This window comes from Bosea sp. Tri-49 (assembly GCF_003952665.1).
Lineage (GTDB): Bacteria > Pseudomonadota > Alphaproteobacteria > Rhizobiales > Beijerinckiaceae > Allobosea.
In genome coordinates, this window is the sequence record NZ_CP017946.1 from 1,992,571 (window position 1) to 2,009,023 (window position 16,453).

Annotated in this window: 20 protein-coding genes; 11 read left to right on the plus strand and 9 right to left on the minus strand. The window is 66.2% G+C overall.

The genetic code is table 11. The annotated features are described in order from the left end of the window. Nucleotides 1–152: 152 nt before the first annotated feature. Nucleotides 153–884, plus strand: coding sequence for a phosphatase PAP2 family protein (locus BLM15_RS09860; protein ID WP_164547465.1), 732 nt, complete (start codon nt 153–155; stop codon nt 882–884). Nucleotides 885–887: 3 nt separating this feature from the next. On the opposite strand, the gene BLM15_RS09865 is transcribed toward BLM15_RS09860, so the two are convergent. Next, nucleotides 888–1,337: an iron-sulfur cluster assembly scaffold protein gene (locus BLM15_RS09865; protein ID WP_126112583.1), complete on the minus strand. Its 450-nt coding sequence runs from the start codon at nt 1,335–1,337 to the stop codon at nt 888–890. 156 nt (nt 1,338–1,493) lie between these two features. Here BLM15_RS09865 and folE point away from each other — a divergent pair, with 156 nt between their 5' ends. From folE to BLM15_RS09880, 3 genes are all read left to right on the plus strand, one after another. Further along, nucleotides 1,494–2,135, plus strand: a complete 642-nt coding sequence (folE, locus tag BLM15_RS09870) for a GTP cyclohydrolase I FolE (protein WP_126112584.1) — start codon at nt 1,494–1,496, stop codon at nt 2,133–2,135. A 157-nt stretch (nt 2,136–2,292) separates the two neighbouring features. Next, nucleotides 2,293–2,694 (plus strand): phosphoribosyl-AMP cyclohydrolase, encoded by a 402-nt coding sequence (gene hisI, locus BLM15_RS09875; RefSeq protein WP_126112585.1) that lies wholly within the window; start codon nt 2,293–2,295, stop codon nt 2,692–2,694. Nucleotides 2,695–2,900: 206 nt separating this feature from the next. Continuing rightward, on the plus strand, nt 2,901–3,860 hold the full coding sequence (locus BLM15_RS09880) for a patatin-like phospholipase family protein (protein ID WP_236846625.1): 960 nt from the start codon (nt 2,901–2,903) through the stop codon (nt 3,858–3,860). Between the two features lie 23 nt (nt 3,861–3,883). On the opposite strand, the gene BLM15_RS09885 is transcribed toward BLM15_RS09880, so the two are convergent. Both BLM15_RS09885 and BLM15_RS09890 read right to left on the minus strand, forming a co-directional pair. Next, complete coding sequence (locus BLM15_RS09885; RefSeq protein WP_126112587.1) at nt 3,884–4,315, minus strand: CBS domain-containing protein; 432 nt, start codon at nt 4,313–4,315, stop codon at nt 3,884–3,886. Between the two features lie 190 nt (nt 4,316–4,505). Beyond that, on the minus strand, nt 4,506–5,324 hold the full coding sequence (locus tag BLM15_RS09890; protein WP_126112588.1) for a rhomboid family intramembrane serine protease: 819 nt from the start codon (nt 5,322–5,324) through the stop codon (nt 4,506–4,508). Between the two features lie 367 nt (nt 5,325–5,691). On the opposite strand from BLM15_RS09890, the gene BLM15_RS09895 reads away from it, so the two are divergent. From BLM15_RS09895 to BLM15_RS09905, 3 genes are all read left to right on the plus strand, one after another. Beyond that, on the plus strand, nt 5,692–6,261 hold the full coding sequence (locus BLM15_RS09895; protein ID WP_126112589.1) for a PAS domain-containing protein: 570 nt from the start codon (nt 5,692–5,694) through the stop codon (nt 6,259–6,261). Between the two features lie 129 nt (nt 6,262–6,390). Then, the gene (locus tag BLM15_RS09900; protein WP_236846626.1) at nt 6,391–6,939 is read left to right on the plus strand and encodes a PilZ domain-containing protein; all 549 of its coding nucleotides are present in this window, start codon (nt 6,391–6,393) and stop codon (nt 6,937–6,939) included. A gap of 595 nt (nt 6,940–7,534) precedes the next feature. Next, nucleotides 7,535–8,137, plus strand: a complete 603-nt coding sequence (locus BLM15_RS09905) for a transglutaminase-like cysteine peptidase (protein WP_248310658.1) — start codon at nt 7,535–7,537, stop codon at nt 8,135–8,137. Nucleotides 8,138–8,334: 197 nt separating this feature from the next. Here BLM15_RS09905 and BLM15_RS09910 read toward each other — a convergent pair whose 3' ends face one another. Beyond that, nucleotides 8,335–8,865, minus strand: a complete 531-nt coding sequence (locus BLM15_RS09910; RefSeq protein ID WP_126112592.1) for a gamma carbonic anhydrase family protein — start codon at nt 8,863–8,865, stop codon at nt 8,335–8,337. A gap of 55 nt (nt 8,866–8,920) precedes the next feature. Further along, nucleotides 8,921–9,250 carry a DUF6949 family protein gene (locus BLM15_RS09915; RefSeq protein WP_126116127.1) on the minus strand — a complete coding sequence of 110 codons (330 nt, stop codon included), beginning with the start codon at nt 9,248–9,250 and terminating at the stop codon, nt 8,921–8,923. A 172-nt stretch (nt 9,251–9,422) separates the two neighbouring features. On the opposite strand from BLM15_RS09915, the gene BLM15_RS09920 reads away from it, so the two are divergent. Continuing rightward, nucleotides 9,423–10,148 carry a hypothetical protein gene (locus BLM15_RS09920; protein ID WP_126112593.1) on the plus strand — a complete coding sequence of 242 codons (726 nt, stop codon included), beginning with the start codon at nt 9,423–9,425 and terminating at the stop codon, nt 10,146–10,148. Nucleotides 10,149–10,271: 123 nt separating this feature from the next. Here BLM15_RS09920 and BLM15_RS09925 read toward each other — a convergent pair whose 3' ends face one another. Further along, nucleotides 10,272–10,484 (minus strand): DUF3126 family protein, encoded by a 213-nt coding sequence (locus tag BLM15_RS09925; RefSeq protein WP_126112594.1) that lies wholly within the window; start codon nt 10,482–10,484, stop codon nt 10,272–10,274. Between the two features lie 168 nt (nt 10,485–10,652). Here BLM15_RS09925 and BLM15_RS09930 point away from each other — a divergent pair, with 168 nt between their 5' ends. Continuing rightward, entirely contained in the window at nt 10,653–12,017 is a 1,365-nt protein-coding gene (locus BLM15_RS09930; protein WP_126112595.1) for a serine hydrolase domain-containing protein, read from the plus strand. A gap of 184 nt (nt 12,018–12,201) precedes the next feature. On the opposite strand, the gene BLM15_RS09935 is transcribed toward BLM15_RS09930, so the two are convergent. After that, nucleotides 12,202–13,527 carry a serine hydroxymethyltransferase gene (locus tag BLM15_RS09935; RefSeq protein WP_126112596.1) on the minus strand — a complete coding sequence of 442 codons (1,326 nt, stop codon included), beginning with the start codon at nt 13,525–13,527 and terminating at the stop codon, nt 12,202–12,204. 117 nt (nt 13,528–13,644) lie between these two features. Between BLM15_RS09935 and BLM15_RS09940 the strand changes: the two genes are divergently transcribed. Next, nucleotides 13,645–14,526 (plus strand): LysR substrate-binding domain-containing protein, encoded by an 882-nt coding sequence (locus BLM15_RS09940; RefSeq protein WP_236846627.1) that lies wholly within the window; start codon nt 13,645–13,647, stop codon nt 14,524–14,526. Nucleotides 14,527–14,708: 182 nt separating this feature from the next. Continuing rightward, nucleotides 14,709–15,293: a DUF6647 family protein gene (locus tag BLM15_RS09945; RefSeq protein WP_126112597.1), complete on the plus strand. Its 585-nt coding sequence runs from the start codon at nt 14,709–14,711 to the stop codon at nt 15,291–15,293. A gap of 191 nt (nt 15,294–15,484) precedes the next feature. Here BLM15_RS09945 and rpsI read toward each other — a convergent pair whose 3' ends face one another. Further along, nucleotides 15,485–15,964, minus strand: a complete 480-nt coding sequence (rpsI, locus tag BLM15_RS09950) for a 30S ribosomal protein S9 (RefSeq protein WP_126112598.1) — start codon at nt 15,962–15,964, stop codon at nt 15,485–15,487. Between the two features lie 2 nt (nt 15,965–15,966). Further along, nucleotides 15,967–16,428, minus strand: a complete 462-nt coding sequence (rplM, locus tag BLM15_RS09955; RefSeq protein ID WP_126112599.1) for a 50S ribosomal protein L13 — start codon at nt 16,426–16,428, stop codon at nt 15,967–15,969. Nucleotides 16,429–16,453: the final 25 nt, after the last annotated feature.

The following is a 16,453-nucleotide window of genomic DNA, read 5'->3' on the forward strand; positions in this document are numbered from 1 at the left end:
AGCACCCCGCCGCGGTGCAAGCGCGAGGCTGCGTCGCCACGAAAGGCTTTTTTCAGCATGTTTAGGCAAGTATGACTCGGCTGAACCCTGCCGACTCCCTTCCGACCACCTTCCATCGCCCCGCTTCGATCCCGCCTTCCCAGATCCCGGTCATGATGCGCGCACGTTTCCTTGCCTCCGCCCCCGCCCTCTGCGGACTGCTGCTCGCCCTGGCCTTGGCCACACCGGCGGCAGCGCAGCAGAGAGCTTATCTGATCTGGCTCGACGCCGCCAAAATCGACGTCGCCAAGGTGATGGGTCTGCCACCGGCCCAGAACTCGCCGGAGCACCGCGCCGAATTCGAGAAAGTCCTCGCCATCTCCTCGGCGCGCACGCCCGAACGCGAGAAGCAGGCGATTGCCGACCAGTACCAGACGCTCAATGCGTTCCTGAACGGCATCGACCACGCCTATGTCGAGGGCACGCATCGCGAGACGCGGCTCCTGATGCGCGAGGCGCAGATCGAACTCGCCATCCTCCTGAAGAGCGTCAATCGCCTGACCAGCCGCATCCGTCCGTTCCAGATGTGGAACAAGGTCAGGGTCAAGCCCTGCCCTGGCGGTCGGCCCGAGGGGACCTCCTTCCCCTCGGCGCACGCCGCGACAGCAGCGCTCTACGCCACCCTGCTGTCCGAAACGGTTCCGGAGCTCGCCGACAAATTCGAGGAGCGGGTCAAGAGCTATGACGAGAGCCGCCTCGTCTGCGGCTTCCATTATCCGACCGACCTGGAGGCCGGCGACAAGATCGGCCGCGTCGTCGCCAAGGCACTGCTCGCCGACAAGACCTTCAAAGTCCGCTTCGACGAGACACGGGTCGAAACCCGGCAGGCCTTTGGGCTGAAATAGCGCTCAGCCCGCGACCGTCTCGCGGCGCTTCGCCTCAATCTGGCCGATCGCATCGACGACCGCGTCGAAGGTCAGCATGGTCGAGGCATGGCGCGCCTTGAAGTCACGGACCGGCACGAGCACTGAGAGATCGGCCCATTTGCCGCCGGGCGGCTCGGCTCCCGCCTTCAGGATCGCGCGGGCCTGCTCACGGACTTCGCGCAGCTCGGTGGCTGTCGAGCCGACGACATGGCGCGCCATGATCGAGGACGAAGCCTGGCCGAGCGCGCAGGCGCGGACGTCGTGGCCGAAGCCAGTGACGACATCCTCGTCCATGATGAGGTCGATGGTGACGGTGGAACCGCACAGGCGCGAGTGGGCGGTCGCCGTGGCATCGGGCGCCGGCAGGCGCTCGAGCAGCGGGATGTTTCCTGCCAATTCCAGGATTCGCTTGTTGTAGACGTCGTTCAGCATGGGTTGTCCCGGCCGGGGACTGGAGTTGCCGGCTTTCGCAACCAATATAGAGTGCCGGCGCGCTCTTAGGGAGAGCGCGCCATTCGCTGGACGAGCGGGCGAACTTGTCTGACCTGCCGGTCGTGAGGCCGGCGAAACCGAAACGGGAGGCTCCACATGGACAATGTGGTTAAGTCCTTGTCCGTAGAGCGGGCGCGCAGCCCCTCCGCAGACAAGTTCATCATTACCCAGCCGACGCAGAGTGAGGCCGAGGAGGCCGTGCGCACTCTGATCCGCTGGGCCGGCGACGATCCGTCGCGGGAGGGACTGCTCGATACGCCGCAGCGCGTCGCCAAGGCCTATCGCGAGTTCTACAAGGGCTATCGCGAGGACGCGCACGACATGCTCGAGCGCGTCTTCGAGGAAGTCGACGGCTACAAGGACATGGTCCTCGTCCGCGACATCCCGTTCTATTCGCATTGCGAGCACCACATGGTGCCCTTCGTCGGCAAGGTCCACATCGGCTACTATCCGAACGGCGGCGTGGTCGGCCTGTCGAAGCTCGCACGCGTGGTCGATGTCTACGCGCGCCGGCTGCAGACGCAGGAGACGATGACGGCGCAGATCGCCAAGGCGATCGAACGGACGCTGAAGCCCGGCGGCGTCGCCGTCCTCGTTGAGGCCGAGCACATGTGCATGTCGATGCGCGGTGTGCAGAAGCAAGGCTCGTCGACGATGACGACGCAATACACCGGGCGCTTCCGCGACCCAGCCGAGCAGGTCCGCTTCTTCACCATGGTGAAGTCGCCCGGCTTGTAGGTCCTCCTGATCATCATGCTCGGGCGCAGCCCGGGCATCTCGCCCCGCGCTTCCCGGGTTGCGTCTCGCGCAGTCCGGGAATGACATTGAGCATTGCGCGCGGTGACGGGATGCTTTCCGCGTCCTATATGCGAGGCGTTGTTCTCAGGATCCTCACATGACCGCGTTTCCCACCCTCTCCAGCAAGGCCGAGACCGAGGAAGGTGCGGTACTCGCGCCGAAATTCGATCGTGACGGCCTCGTCACCTGCGTCACCACCGATGCCGCGACCGGCGAGGTGCTGATGGTGGCGCATATGAATGCCGAATCGCTACAGCTGAGCATCGAGACCGGGCAGGCCTGGTACTGGTCGCGTTCGCGCCAGGCGCTCTGGCGCAAGGGCGAGACCTCCAGCCAGCTCCAGAGCATCACCGAGATGCGGGTCGACTGCGATCAGGACGCGATCTGGATCAAGGTCAATGTCAGCGGCGACGGCGGCTGCTGCCATACCGGCCGTCACAGCTGCTTCTATCGGATTAAGCCTGTCGGAGTGGCGGCCGACGGGCCCCTGACCTTCTGAACCGGGAATGCCTGCTTCGTTGGCAATCCTTTCACCAAGCTTTCATGTTTCCTTCAAAAGCAACTGATAGCCGCCTAGGGTCCCGGCGCCGTTCACCTTTCGCTCATCGGCTGGCGCGATCCTGATTCTCCCGCGGAGGGATCGCGCCGATGATGCTGGAGAACATCGCTAGACGGGCTTTCGGATTGGGCGGCGGCGGAGCTGCGATGAACGACCTCGTTTCCGAAACCGCCCCGCGCTTCAGCCGGCCGAGGATCGGCCTGGCACTTGGCGGCGGCGCTGCGCGCGGCTGGGCCCATATCGGCGTCCTCGATGTCCTGACCGAGGCCGGCTACGCGCCTGAGGTGATCGCCGGCACGTCGATCGGCGCGGTTGTCGGCGGTTGCTACGCCGCCGGCAAGATGGAGCCGCTGCGCGAGTTCGCCCTGGGCCTGACCAAGCGCCGCGTCGTCGGCCTGATGGACTTCCATCTCGGCGGCGCCGGACTGATTTCGGGCGGCCGTCTGAAGCGTCTGCTCGAACGCGACCTCGCCGGGCTGCAGATCAGCGAGCTGAAGCAGACCTATGCCGCCGTCGCCACCGAACTCGGCACCGGCCACGAAATCTGGCTGACCCGCGGCTCGCTGGTCGATGCGCTGCGCGCCTCCTATGCGTTGCCTGGCGTGTTCGATCCGGTGAAGCTGGGTGGTCGCTGGTTGATGGATGGTGCGCTGGTCAATCCCGTGCCGGTCACGGTGGCGCGCGCGCTCGGCGCCGACGTCGTGCTCTGCGTCAACCTCAACAGCGACATGACCGGCCGCGGCACGGTGATCCAGTCCTATGGCGCCGATGCCGACCCGGAGCCCGCGCACGAGCAGCGCCCGGCCACCGGCTGGTTTGGCGGCATGCGCGAGCGCATGCGCGGCATCGTCGGCAAGGCCAACAACGACCAGCCGGGGCTCGCCGGCGTGATGGTCGATGCCTTTAACATCACACAGGACCGGATCTCGCGCTCGCGACTCGCCGGCGACCCGCCCGATGTGATGATCGGCCCCAAGCTCGGCCGCGTCGGCCTGTTCGATTTCCATCGCGCCGACGAAGCGATCGCGCTCGGCCGGCAAGCGGCCGAACGCGCGCTGGACGAGATCGGCGCGATCGTCGCCGCCAACCACCTGCCGCTGAACTAGGCGACAGGTCGCAGGTCCGCGCCTCAGGCCATCGCGATGTAGTCGCGCATCGCCCGGCTTTCGGCCTCGATCTCGGCGACGCGATGCTTGACGACGTCGCCGATCGAAACGATGCCGGCGATGCGGCCACCATCTACCACCGGCACATGCCGGAAGCGGCCCGAGGTCATGATTTCCATCAGCTCGTCGACGCTGGTGTCCGAACGGCAGGTGACGACCTTGGCGGTCATCGCCCGCGACACCGGCGTCTCCAGCGCTGCGGCGCCGTCCGTGCCCAGGGCCTTGATGATGTCACGCTCGGACAGGATGCCGAGCAGGCCGCCATCCGCGCCGGTCACGACCACGGCACCGATCCGTTTCTCGGCCAGGGTCCGCGTCGCCTCGCCGAGTGTCCGATGCGGCTGCACCGAAACCACCTCAGCTCCCTTGTTGCCGAGAATATGAGCGACGTTCATCGACTTCTCCTCCGACGGTAGCGGCGCCGTTGGCCGGCGCACGTTGATGAGTTGCGACGAGAGCAGCACCGGGGGCCAACGGACTATTTCGTCCGCGGCGCGACGCCACGCTGGACTGAGTCCAATGTGAGCGAAGTCTGAGGCGACGGCAAGGCGATTGCGGGCGGAAGCCTGCCCGCTCCGGTTGTGGTCAGCGCCGGACCGGTCCGCGATCCAGCAGCGGGAACAACAGCAGCCCGGCAAGGAAGCCGCCGATATGCGCCTCCCAGGCGATGCTGGTCTCTTCGCCGAGGATTGGCACCAGGCCGGCCCCGAACAGGATGTTGGTGACGAACCAGATCACCACGAAGAGCATGGCTCGCGAATTGCGCCAGAGGCCGCCGAGCGGCTCGGCGGGAATCGCGCGCACCACCTCGTCTTGGCCGAGCCCGCCGAAATGCACGCCGGGCGAAAAGACGAAGCGGATCGCAGCCGCCGTCGCGCCCGAAACACCGGCGGAGGCTCCGACCAGCGGCAGCACGTCGAGCTCCCGCGACCACCAGTGCAGCAAGGCGCCGGCGATGGTCGAGAGCGCCATCAGCATCAGGAAGCGCCCTGCCCCGAGCCGCCTTGCGACCGGGCTGCCGAAGGCCGCGAGCCAGACGACGTTCGAGATCAGGTGCAGCCAGGAGCCGTGCAGCAGCCCGTAGCTCAACAGGGTCCAAAGCTGGCCGCCGCCATCGGCCAGCAGCAGGCGGACCAATTGCAGGCGCTGGACGAAATCAGGCGTGCCGATGGCCCCCAGGCTCCGGGCGACCTCTTCGAGGCGCTCAGGCGCGAACCAGAGCGTCAGCCGCGCCGGTACAAAGGACAGCCAGGAAACGAGAAGGAAGTCGTCGCGGGCGCTGAGCAGCTCGCGCGCGCCCTGGATCAGCGCCAGTGCGGCGATCAGCCAGACGACGGCACCGGGCAGGTTGAAGACCGGCTCGCGCGCCGGAGGACCGTAAGGATCGTCTGGATGTTCCGCCATCACGCCCTCACTCGCGCATCGGTCGTCGGCAGGCAACAGAAAAGGGGAGAGCTGACGCTCTCCCCTTTCCTCCCCGGCCGGTCACGCCCCCGCGCCCCCCGCCTTTCCAGTGAGCCCGAACGGTTCGGACGGGCTCGAATTCGACGCCTGAACTATCCGGCATTTTAGCGATCTTCCACAAGCTTAACCCTTGCTTAACCTTAACAACCCCTGCCGCCTCCCCCTGTCCGGGCCGCGTGGCAAGACGGCATGCGTGCTGCGTCCTGTTGATTCGCAAGGACCCGACCGTCCCCGCCTCGAACGAATGCGCTCCGATTTGGCACGCCTTCGCACGACCGGGGACAGCACAGATCGGACTGGACAGGATATGAAAAACCCGAGCACCCGCCTGGTCTTCGACTACTGGGACACGCTGCGCGGCGAACGGAGCGCACCCGAACGGGGCGAGATCGAGCCGGGCGCGCTGCGTCATGCGCTCGCCGACACGTTCGTTCTCGAGAACGAGCCGATCGGGCCGGTCTTCCGCCTGGCTGGAACGCGGCTCTGCGCCCTGTTCGGACGCGAGCTGCGTGGGCGCGCGCTCGTCGCGCTCTGGCCCGATGTCGAGGCGCAAGGTGACATCCGCCGCCTCGTCCAGACCGTGATGGATGAAACGGCGGGCGCCGTCGCCGGCCTCTCGGCGCAGACGCAGAACGGCGCCACCGTCCATCTCGAACTCCTGCTGCTGCCCTTGCGCTATCGCGGGCGCACCCATGCCCGCATCCTCGGCGCGCTCTCGCCGACCCTATCGCCGGAATGGCTCGGCCTCGACACGCTCGATTCGATGCGGATGATCTCACTCAGGATGATCTGGCCGGATGCGCGCGCCCTGCGTAAGGCCGAGCCACAGGAAGACAAACGGCCGAAACTGATGCTTCTGCCGGGTGGGCGTGTTTGATACGACTAACCGCCTCTTAACCGGCGGCCCGCTAGCATGGCCCTGTTAGGAACAAGGTCTGCAATGCTGACGGCGCCCCAAAATCCGAAAACGGGCTCGGTTCCGGTCGAGCGCCGGCGGCATCAACGCATGAAGGTCGTCCTGCTGGGGCGCTACATGCTGCCCAATCGCATGGAATATCCCTGCCAGACCACCGACATCTCGCCAGGCGGCCTGCATATGGTTGCGCCGGCAAAGCCCGCGATCGGCGACCGCGTCATCGTCTACCTCGAACATCTCGGCCGCATCGAAGGCACGGCGGTTCGCACCACGCCCGCCGGCTTCGCCATGACCATCACAGCGACCAGCCGCAAGCGCGAGAAATTCACGGCACAGCTGACCTGGCTCGCCAATCGCGAGGAGCTCGGCCTGCCCGAGGATCGTCGCCATGAACGGATCGTGCCGCGCAATCCGCGTTGCGTCCTGGTCCTCGAGGACGGGACCGAGCATGCCGTGCGGCTGATCGACTTCTCGCTGTCGGGTGCGGCCTTCGCCAGCGACCACCAGTTCGAGATGGGCACGGCGGTCCGGCTCGGCAGCACTGCGGCGATGATCGTTCGCCGATTCGACGGGGGCTATGCGGCCCAGTTCCGCATGCCGCTCTCCGCCGACCTGCTCGACGAGAATCTCGAACTCTGAGTCCGGTCTCGGGCGTCCTTCTGGCTGAACCGCGTAGTCATTTTCGGGGGGAGCTGCATCCGGCCCCATCAGGATGACATTGTAACGATCGTCATGCGTGCCCCCGCGGCGCAGCTGCTCGGTTACTCCAGCAAATGACGACAGCGGCGCCATCCTCTGGGAACCCCTCTCCCGGATGGGAGAGGGGCAGGGGTGAGGGACCGTCGCTGATTATTGGAGCGCGAGGGCGCCGCTGCGCCCTCTACGGATAGTGCAGGCCCTCATCCCTGCCCTTCTCCCACACGGGAGAAGGGTTCCCCGCGCGTCGCTCCGCACCACGCCCGCAATCCGACCAAACACGCCCCCCGCCCCCAGCCATGGTTAAGAGACTGGATGGTTAAGAAAACCCACGGTTAAGATTTCCTGACGCGAGCGCTGAAAATTCTTACTCTCAGTTTTATACATGTTTTTCTCTAAGTATTTTTGCGATCAATAGGCTCGATTTCAGTAAAATTGTCAGCTTTCATTTCAAGCGATCTCTACAGCCCAAGAGCATGGTCGTTCCCGGGACAGGAAAGGGGACGACATGTTTTCGAGCTTCCGGGGATTTCGCGGCTTGGCCGCTGCTACCATCATCGCTTGCGTCGGCGTGACCGGCGCCGAGGCGCAGCAGAGCGCCGGCCTGCCGATCGCCAGCGCACCGATCGTCGCCGGCGGCGAGGCCCGCGCGCCCTACGCCTGGACGGATTTCTGCAAGCGCATGCCGAGCGAATGCGCCGTAGACACCCGCGAAGCCGAGTCGGTCGAGCTGACGCCGAAGCTGTGGAAGCTGATCGTCGCAAACAACGTCAAGGCCAATCGCGAGATCGAGGCGATCACCGACCAGGACCATTGGGGCGTGGTCGATCGCTGGGACATCCCGACCGACGGCAAGGGCGACTGTGAGGACTATGTCCTGCTGAAGCGCCAGCGTCTCGCCGAGGCCGGCGTGCCGCGCCGGGCCATGCGCGTCACCGTCGTGATCGACGAAGAGAATGCCGGTCATGCCGTGCTGATGATCCGCACCGACCGCGGCGACTTCATCCTCGACAACAAGCGCAACGCGATCCTGCCCTGGAGCCAGACCGGCTACACCTATGTGAAGCGCGAATCCCAGGCCCGCACCGGCTGGGCTTCGCTCGGTGGCCTCTCGACCGCGACGGTGGCCTCGCTGCGCTGAACGACACAGCGCGCCGGGCGGGGACAAAACCCGGCGCGACACGACATCGGCGAAGTCTAGATGGGCTTCGCCACCAGACGACGAGTCCGGTCACGTCCCCACCCACCCGTCCCCGACCGGGCATCGTCCAGGGCCGGCTCCTTCCCCGGGAGCCGGCCCGCTTCGTTTTCAGGAACAGACGGAACCGCGCGGAGCGATCAGTCGATCCGCTTCATGCTCTTGGCGAACAGCTTCCAGCGCTCGGCATAGCCGGCAGCCGTGGCGCGCAGGCCTGAGATCGCCGTCTCGTCGAGCGTGCGGATCGCTCGCGCCGGCGAGCCGACAATCAGCGAATTGTCCGGGAACTCCTTGCCCTCGGTCACCAGCGCGTTGGCGCCGACCAAGCAGTTGCGGCCGATCTTCACATGATTGAGCACGGTCGCGCCCATGCCGACCAGGCTGTTATCGCCGATAGTGCAGCCATGCAGGATGGCGCGGTGGCCGATGGTACAGCCGGCGCCGACCCTGAGCGGCGCGCCCATATCGGTATGGAGCACGCAGCCTTCCTGGAGGTTGGTAGCCTCGCCGATCTCGATCCATTCGTTGTCGCCGCGCAGCACCGCGCCGAACCAGATCCCGACATCCCGGGCGAGCCTGACGCGCCCGATCACATGGGCATCGGGCGCGAGCCACCATTGCCCCTCCGGCGGCGTCTCCGGCGCGGTTCCGTCGAGCGAGTAGAGTGGCATGGCGTATCCTCCGGAGCTTTTCAGCCCGAGGATTGCAAGGCGGCCCGCCCTGTCGTCAAGCCGCGCCGAACATCATCAGGAGATCGAGCACGACCCGGCCGCTGATCAGGCTCCAGAGCGAGGCGATCATGCTCGCGGCCATGACGAAGAAGAAGGGCCGCCCTTCGATCCGCCGGCCGCGCACGGTGTTGCGCAGGATCAGGAAGGGCGCGCTGAACACCACGACTGGCACGCTCGCCACCGCGCCGACACCGCCGCCCTGCAAGAGTTCGAAGCCGGCACGCTTCTGCGTGAACAGTTCGAAGGCGCTCGCCAGCAGACCGGCGAAGGCGAAGCCGAGGACCAGAGATTTCAGGGCTTCGACGGCAGAGGGTTCGAGCGTCACGGGCACGGCTTCCAGCGGATGCTGCCGAACCATGGCGCAAGGTCGCTCAACGCGGAAGCAAAGCTTTAACCAATGGTTAACCACGCCGGCGCGGACATGGTTTACGGGACGTTAAGGCGGCTCTGGTTCAGTCTTCCGACAGGGCCGCACGCCGGTTCCGGGGACAAATGTGATGAGCCTCTACGCCGCGCCCGACCAAGCTCAGCCACTCGGTAGCGCCACCGATGTCGCGACGCTGATCCGCAATCACCTGCGGCGCCGCCCGGCGCCGGTCCTGCCCCGTGGTGACCGGGCACTGCTGCGGCTCGCAGCCGCCATCGTCGTCCTTGGGTTGGCAGGCACCGGCCTTGCCCTGTTCGCCACCCGCCCCAACCCCGATGCCGGGACCGAATTGCACCCGACAAGGGTCGGCGATGTCGTGCTGGCGATTCCGGCCAATCTGACCGGCGCCGACAGCGACGAAGGGCGCCTGGTCGGGATGGCGCGCCTGCGCCTCGACTGGCCGAGCCTCGGCCCGGTGGTGCCGGAGAGCCGGCAACGCCTGCTGGTGACCTTGAGCCCGCCGGACAAGGTCAACGAGCCGGCGACGCAGCTTTCCGTCTATGCCCGCTTCCTGACGCCGACGGTCTGGTCAAATCCGGGTGGGCTGGTGGTGCGTGGCTTCCGCAAGGGCTCGCCCTATGAGGGCGACGAGCTCTATGTCTCGGTGCCGGATGCGCGCGGCTTTGCGGCACGCTGCCCGGTCGAGACCGCTCAGACCGGTCTCGACGAGCCCTGCCGCGTGACCTTCCGCCATCGCGGTGTCGATGTGAACATCCGCTTTCCGCGTGCCATCGTTGCCGACTGGCAGATCATGCTCGGTGGCGTCCGCCGCAGCATCGACGGGCTGATGCGCTGAGCGCCTAGCCTCAGAGCCCGTTCCGATCAGCTTGCATCGCAAGCAGATCGGTAAAACGGTCTCTATCTTAAGTTTAGAGACAGCTTCACCGATCAGGTTGAATCAACCTGATCGGATCCGGCTCTAGTCCTCGAGATCGACGTCGAGGATCGCCATGGTGAAGTTGAACGAGCGGTCACCGTCCTCGTCATCGACATGGATGATGCCGATGAACTCGTCGGCGAGATAGACCTCGGCCGAGTCGGTCTTCTTCATCCGGGCGCGCACGCTGATGCCATGGTTGGCGAAGGTGCGACGCAGATACGCTTCGAGCTTGGCGAGTTCGGTCTTGTCCACGGTAACGATCCTTATGTGTTGCCCGGACGGATGCCACGCGTAAGGCGCGAGGGCAAGGACCAAGGCGATCCGGCTACAACGCATGGCTCTTGCGCTTTGCGGCGCTGACGCAGCGCCATTACCCGTGCCAAGCTCTCACTCCTGCTTTGCTCGACGATGGATTCCCCGATGAAGCCTTGGCTGCCTGCCGCGCTCGACTATGTCGCAAGCTGGCTCGAATTCCAGCGCCGTTTCCATGACCAGCCCGGCTGCGCGGTCGCGATCGCCGATGGCGGCGAGATCGTGCTCGAGGCCGCCTTCGGCAGCGCCGACCTCGCAACAGGCGAGGCGCTGACGCCGCGCCACGGCTTCCGCATCGCCTCACATTCGAAGAGCTTCACGGCCGCGGGCACCTTGCGCCTTGCCGAACAGGGACGTCTGCGGCTCGACGACAAGGCCGGCTCCTATGTCGAAGGCCTGCACCCCGAGGTCGCGGCGGTGACGCTGACCCAGCTTCTCTCCAACAGCGCCGGGCTTACCCGCGACGGTGTCGATTCCGGCCAGTTCTTCGACCGCAAGCCCTATCTGCGCAAGGATGAGCTCCTCGCCGATCTCACCCGCCCACCGGTCTTCCCAGCCTCGCAGCGCTTCAAATACTCCAATCACGGCTTCGGCCTGCTCGGCCTCGTCATCGAGGCGGTGACGGGCGAGCCCTACCCCGACTGGATCGCCCGCGAGATCGTCGCGCCCGCCGGTCTGAAGGAGACCAGGCCCGACATCACGCTGTGGAACGGGCCAATGGCAAAGGGCCATAGCGGCAAGCTGCCGCTCGGCCGGCGCGTGGTGATCCCGGCCGACAATCCCGGCAATGCCATGATCTCGGCCGCCGGCTTCGTCGCGACCGCGGCCGACATTGCCCGCTACATCGCCCAGCTCTCGCCGAAGGCCGAACGCAGCGTCCTGTCGGCGCTCAGCCGCCGCGAGATGACGCGCCGGCTCTGGCCCGACGCCGAGAGCGGCCTGGGGCGCCATTACGGGCTCGGCACCATCTCCGGCGGCGGCGACGGCTGGGACTGGGTCGGCCACTCCGGCGGCTTCCAGGGCTTCATCACCCGCACCGCCACCGTGCCGGAACAGGGGCTCACCGTCTCGGTGCTGACCAACGCCATCGACGGCCTCGCCCATCCCTGGCTCGACGGAGTGGTCGAGATCTTCAAGACCTTCGCCAAGCATGGCGGCCCGACGCCGGCGACCGAGCGCTGGCGCAAGCGGCTCTGGACGATCTGGGGCGCGGGCGATCTTGTCCCGGTCGAGGGCAAGGTGCTGATGGCCAACCCGGCGCTGTTCAATCCGTTCCTGGATGCCGGCGAGATCGTGCCGGACGGCGAGGACCAAGGCCGCATCGTCAAGGCCTCGGCCTTCGCCAGCCCCGGCGAGCCAGTGCGCCTCGTTCGCAATGCCGCGGGCGAGATCGAAGAGGCCTGGCTTGGGGCTGCGCATGTCATCGCGGAAGAGACGCTGAAGGCCGAGATGCTGGAGCGTTACGGCGGTTGAAGGGCGTAATTCATGCGCGGGATCCCTCTCCCGGATGGGAGAGGGATAGGGGTGAGGGACCGCCGCTGGTTAGTGGAGCGGAACGGGTGCCGCTGCGACCCAATTCGGACAGGGCAGGCCCTCATCCCTGCCCTTCTCCCACACGGGAGAAGGGTTCCCCGCGCACTTCATCCGCGCAAACGCCTCACCTCACATAGTGCAGCCTGCCGAAGCGCCGGCGGAAGGCGGTGACGTCGCTGGCGATCGCCTCGTCCGGACGTGCGCCAGACAACCCTTCAGCGATGTAACCGGCGAGTTCAGGCATGTGCTCCGGCTTCATGCCGAAGCGGACGATCTCGGGCGTGCCGAGCCTCAGGCCATTGACGTCACCGGCGACCTCCGCGATCGGCAGGCCGATGCCGCAGCTCAGGATGTTGACCGCGCGCAGCCGCTTCGCCGCGGCCTGCCCGCCACCATAGGGCGCAGCCTCGATCGCGAACTGATGCGAGGTCGTCATGCCGCGATCGCGCGCGAAGACCGGAACCTGCCGCTCTGCCAAAGCCTCGGCGAGCGCCTTGGCCGTCGCCGCCATCATCGCCGCGTAGTCGCGGCCGAATTCCTGCCAGTCCATCATGGTGATCGCGAGCGCCGCCGACTTGGCTGCGTCGAAATTGGCGGTGAGGCCGGGATAGGCGATGGCGTCGAGCTTCTCTGCGACCGCGGGGTCATTGGTGACGATCAGGCCGGAGGGCGGGCCGCCCAGGCTCTTATAGGTGCTCATCGTCATGACGTGAGCGCCCTCCTCTAGCGGCTGCTGCCAGCCATGGCCGGCGATCATGCCGGAGAGATGGGCGGCGTCGAACAGCACGATCGCGCCGACCTCGTCGGCGATGGCACGGATCTCGCGGATCGGATGCGGAAACAGGTTGAGGCTGCCGCCGATGCTGATGACCTTCGGCCGGAGCCTCAGCGCATCCTCGCGCAAGCGCGCGACATCGACCGTGTAACCAGTGGCATCGATCGGGGCGGGATGGGTAACGACGCCATAGAGCCCGGCGGCGCCGGCGCCGTGATGGGTGACGTGGCCGCCGATCGCGGGCGACGGCGCGATCACGACGTCGCCCGGCTTCGCCGCCGCCATGAAGACGTAGAGATTGGCGATCGCGCCGGAGGGCACGCGGATCTCGGCGTAGTTTGCCCCGAAAACCTGCGCCGCCAGCTCGGCCGCCATCACCTCGATCTGCTCGATCGCCTCGAGGCCCATCTCGTATTTGTCGCCAGGGTAGCCGAGTGACGGCCGGGTCCCGAGTCCCTGCCCCAGCACCGCCTCGGCCCGCGGGTTCATGACGTTTGTCGCCGGGTTGAGGTTGACGCTGTCGCGCTCGTGGATGGTGCGGTTCTCGACGATGAGATCGGCGAGCCTGGTCTCGCGTGCCGCCCGGTCCTGGCCGGCGACCTCGCCGGCGATCCTGAGCACATAGTCCTCGCTCGCCGCCGGCACCCAGCCGCGCCGCGCCAGTTTCACCGTCATCGCCATCCCTCGCCAAGCCTTGTTTCGTTGGGCCATTGCAGCGATTTGCCGGCCCGGATGCAAACCAGTTATCGTCGCCGGCAGGGCTAGAAAATCTAGGCCTCCCGGATCGCCAGCATGCCCGTCAGACCGCCTCGCCCGCCCTTGCCACCGCTCAATGCGCTGCGCGCCTTCGAGGCGGCGGCGCGGCTCGGCAGCTTTTCGCGAGCGGCCGAGGAGATCGGCGTGACGCAAGGCGCGATCGCCCAGCAGGTTCGACATCTCGAAGCCTTCCTCGGCCTGACATTGTTCCGGCGATTGCCGCAGGGCGTTGCGCTGACCGAGGCCGCGCAGGAAGCTCGGCCGCGGCTCAGCGCCGCCTTCGATGCGCTGGCCCTGACCGTGCATGAGCTCAAGGCGAGCCATGCCGGCCGGGCGCTCGCCATCGCCGCCCTGCCCTGCATCGCCCAGCTCTGGCTGTCGCCGCGCCTGCCGGCGCTGCAGCAGGCGTTCCCGGGGCTGCCGATCTCGATCAACGCGATGGAAGAGCCGCCGACAGGCCGGCACGACTGTTTCGACCTTGCTTTGTTCTACCTCGCCGAACCGCCGGCCAACGCACTCGCCTTCGACGAAGACAGCCTGTTCCCGGTCTGCGCCCCGGCGCTCGCCCGCGCATTGCGGACCCCCGCCGACCTCGCTGGCCAGACCCTGCTGCACGATGCCGTCTGGCGCAGTGACTGGGCGCGCTGGCTGCGCCATGCCGACGCAAGCGGAAGCGATACCGGCCGCGGCCCGTCCTATTCGCTCTATGCGCTCGCTCTCGATGCAGCGCTCGGCGGCGCCGGCATCCTGATCGGCCGCCGGAGCCTGGTTGCGCCCTACCTTGCCGACGGGCGGCTGGTCGCGCCCTTCGCGGAGGAATTCCCCAGCGGCGATCGTCTCACCATGCTGTTCCCGCCGGTCGGCAAGCCGCATCCGCGGCGGGCCGAGGTCGTCGCCTGGCTGGAAACCAACGGCTGATCCGGCTCGTTAGCCACCAGTGCACGCTATGGCTGAAGGATGATGCAATAGGAGCGGACAAGTCGGTAGGGATCGCCTCCGCGATCTGTTACCTTGCGGAACAGGCGATCCTCCCGTGAAGCACACGCGGTGGCGCTGACGGCCAATATCGCAATTGACGGCATTTGCTCTGGACGAATGCCATGAAAGCTATCGGACCCTGTCTGATCGCGGGCGCTGCCGCGCTCGTGTCATCCCTGCCTCTTGAAGCCTCGGCACGCGACGAGACGATCGAACGCCTGCGCCTCGGCTCGGGCTTCGAAATCGTCATCGGTGAGAGGCAACCCGATCCGGGAGGAAGGCTGCTGGAAGCCCTTGCGATCTGGGTCGGCGCGAAGCTCGGGCAGCCGGTGCCCAATTCATTGCCGAGGCTTGTCTTCAAACCGGCGGACCAAGTGACCGTGTTACGGTTCAAGCAGTACGCATCCGAAATAATGCAGCAACAGGATCGGCCAAATATCGTCTCGATCTACGATGCGCGCGAGAACATCATTTATCTGAGAGACACGTGGAGCGGCGCGACAGCAGCGGATTTGTCTGTCCTGGTCCACGAACTGGTGCATCATTTCCAGGAAGCGCAGCAGGCAAAATTCGAATGCGACGCAGCGCGCGAGGCCAAGGCTTTTGAACTGCAGGAGACGTGGCTGAGACTGTTCGGAAGGTCACTCGAAGAGGACTTCCAGATCGATCCGTTCACACTCCTGGTCAGGACATCCTGCGGGATGTGAGACCGGCGTTTCGACGCGTCGGGGGCACTGACATTTTTCCGGGTCACGGTCCGGCGCTAAAAGAAACATTTCCTGCGGAACGAGCGTTGCCGCATCGCGATGAGGTCGAGGCGCCGGCGGCAACCTGTCAAAAAACGAAAAGGGGCGGCATTTCTGCCGCCCCTCTGAAAGAATGTTCCGTCTGACGCCGATCAGCGCTTCGAGAACTGGAAGCTGCGGCGGGCCTTGGCCTTGCCGAACTTCTTACGCTCGACGACACGCGAGTCGCGGGTCAGGAAGCCTTCCTTCTTGAGCGGGCCGCGCAGGTCCGGCTCGTAGAAGGTCAGAGCCTTGGAGATGCCGTGGCGGACCGCACCGGCCTGGCCGGAGAGGCCGCCGCCCTTGACCGTGACGACGACGTCGTACTGGGTCAGGCGATCGACCAGCATCAGCGGCTGCTGCAGGATCAGGCGCAGCACCGGGCGGGCGAAGTAGACTTCCTGGTCACGGGTGTTGACCGTGATCTTGCCGGAGCCCGGCTTGATCCAGACGCGGGCGATGGCGTTCTTGCGCTTGCCGGTGGCATAGGCGCGGCCCTGCGCGTCGACCTTCTTGACGTGGACGGGAGCCTCGGGCTGGACGCCCTTGGCGACCTGACCGAGCTGCTCGAGAGACTGGAGAACCTCGGCCATCGTCAGACCCTCGCATTCTTGCGGTTGAGTGCCGCGACGTCGAGCGCCTCGGGCGACTGGGCGGCATGCGGATGCTCAGCGCCCTTGTAGACGCGCAGATTGCCGAGGATCTGGCGGAAGAGCGGGCCACGCGGCAGCATGCGCTCGACAGCCTTCTCGACGATGCGCTCGGGGAAGCGACCTTCGAGAATGAACTTGGCGGAGCGCTCCTTGATGCCGCCGGCATAGCCGGTGTGATGGTAGTAGATCTTCTGGTCGCGCTTGCGACCGGTCAGCACCACCTTGTCGGCGTTGATGACGATGATGTTGTCGCCGCAGTCGACATGCGGGGTGTAAGCGGCCTTGTGCTTGCCGCGCAGACGCATCGCCACCAGGGAGGCGAGACGGCCGACGACGAGCCCGGAGGCGTCGATCACAACCCACTTCTTCTCGACATCGGCGGGCTTGAGCGAGATGGTCTTCATCGCGGCACCCTTCGGCTGCTTGAAA

What these genes read in the sequence shown, in the direction of transcription:
- BLM15_RS09885 (WP_126112587.1), bottom strand. Translation starts at nt 4,315, where the DNA reads ATGAACGTCGCTCATATTCTCGGCAACAAGGGAGCTGAGGTGGTTTCG.
- BLM15_RS09895 (WP_126112589.1), top strand. Translation starts at nt 5,692, where the DNA reads ATGAAAAACCCGAGCACCCGCCTGGTCTTCGACTACTGGGACACGCTG.
- hisI (WP_126112585.1), top strand. Translation starts at nt 2,293, where the DNA reads ATGACCGCGTTTCCCACCCTCTCCAGCAAGGCCGAGACCGAGGAAGGT.
- BLM15_RS09860 (WP_164547465.1), top strand. Translation starts at nt 153, where the DNA reads ATGATGCGCGCACGTTTCCTTGCCTCCGCCCCCGCCCTCTGCGGACTG.
- BLM15_RS09910 (WP_126112592.1), bottom strand. Translation starts at nt 8,865, where the DNA reads ATGCCACTCTACTCGCTCGACGGAACCGCGCCGGAGACGCCGCCGGAG.
- BLM15_RS09890 (WP_126112588.1), bottom strand. Translation starts at nt 5,324, where the DNA reads ATGGCGGAACATCCAGACGATCCTTACGGTCCTCCGGCGCGCGAGCCG.
- BLM15_RS09865 (WP_126112583.1), bottom strand. Translation starts at nt 1,337, where the DNA reads ATGCTGAACGACGTCTACAACAAGCGAATCCTGGAATTGGCAGGAAAC.
- BLM15_RS09900 (WP_236846626.1), top strand. Translation starts at nt 6,391, where the DNA reads ATGAAGGTCGTCCTGCTGGGGCGCTACATGCTGCCCAATCGCATGGAA.
- BLM15_RS09920 (WP_126112593.1), top strand. Translation starts at nt 9,423, where the DNA reads ATGAGCCTCTACGCCGCGCCCGACCAAGCTCAGCCACTCGGTAGCGCC.
- BLM15_RS09930 (WP_126112595.1), top strand. Translation starts at nt 10,653, where the DNA reads ATGAAGCCTTGGCTGCCTGCCGCGCTCGACTATGTCGCAAGCTGGCTC.
- BLM15_RS09935 (WP_126112596.1), bottom strand. Translation starts at nt 13,527, where the DNA reads ATGACGGTGAAACTGGCGCGGCGCGGCTGGGTGCCGGCGGCGAGCGAG.
- BLM15_RS09940 (WP_236846627.1), top strand. Translation starts at nt 13,645, where the DNA reads ATGCCCGTCAGACCGCCTCGCCCGCCCTTGCCACCGCTCAATGCGCTG.
- rplM (WP_126112599.1), bottom strand. Translation starts at nt 16,428, where the DNA reads ATGAAGACCATCTCGCTCAAGCCCGCCGATGTCGAGAAGAAGTGGGTT.
- BLM15_RS09945 (WP_126112597.1), top strand. Translation starts at nt 14,709, where the DNA reads ATGAAAGCTATCGGACCCTGTCTGATCGCGGGCGCTGCCGCGCTCGTG.
- folE (WP_126112584.1), top strand. Translation starts at nt 1,494, where the DNA reads ATGGACAATGTGGTTAAGTCCTTGTCCGTAGAGCGGGCGCGCAGCCCC.
- rpsI (WP_126112598.1), bottom strand. Translation starts at nt 15,964, where the DNA reads ATGGCCGAGGTTCTCCAGTCTCTCGAGCAGCTCGGTCAGGTCGCCAAG.
- BLM15_RS09880 (WP_236846625.1), top strand. Translation starts at nt 2,901, where the DNA reads ATGAACGACCTCGTTTCCGAAACCGCCCCGCGCTTCAGCCGGCCGAGG.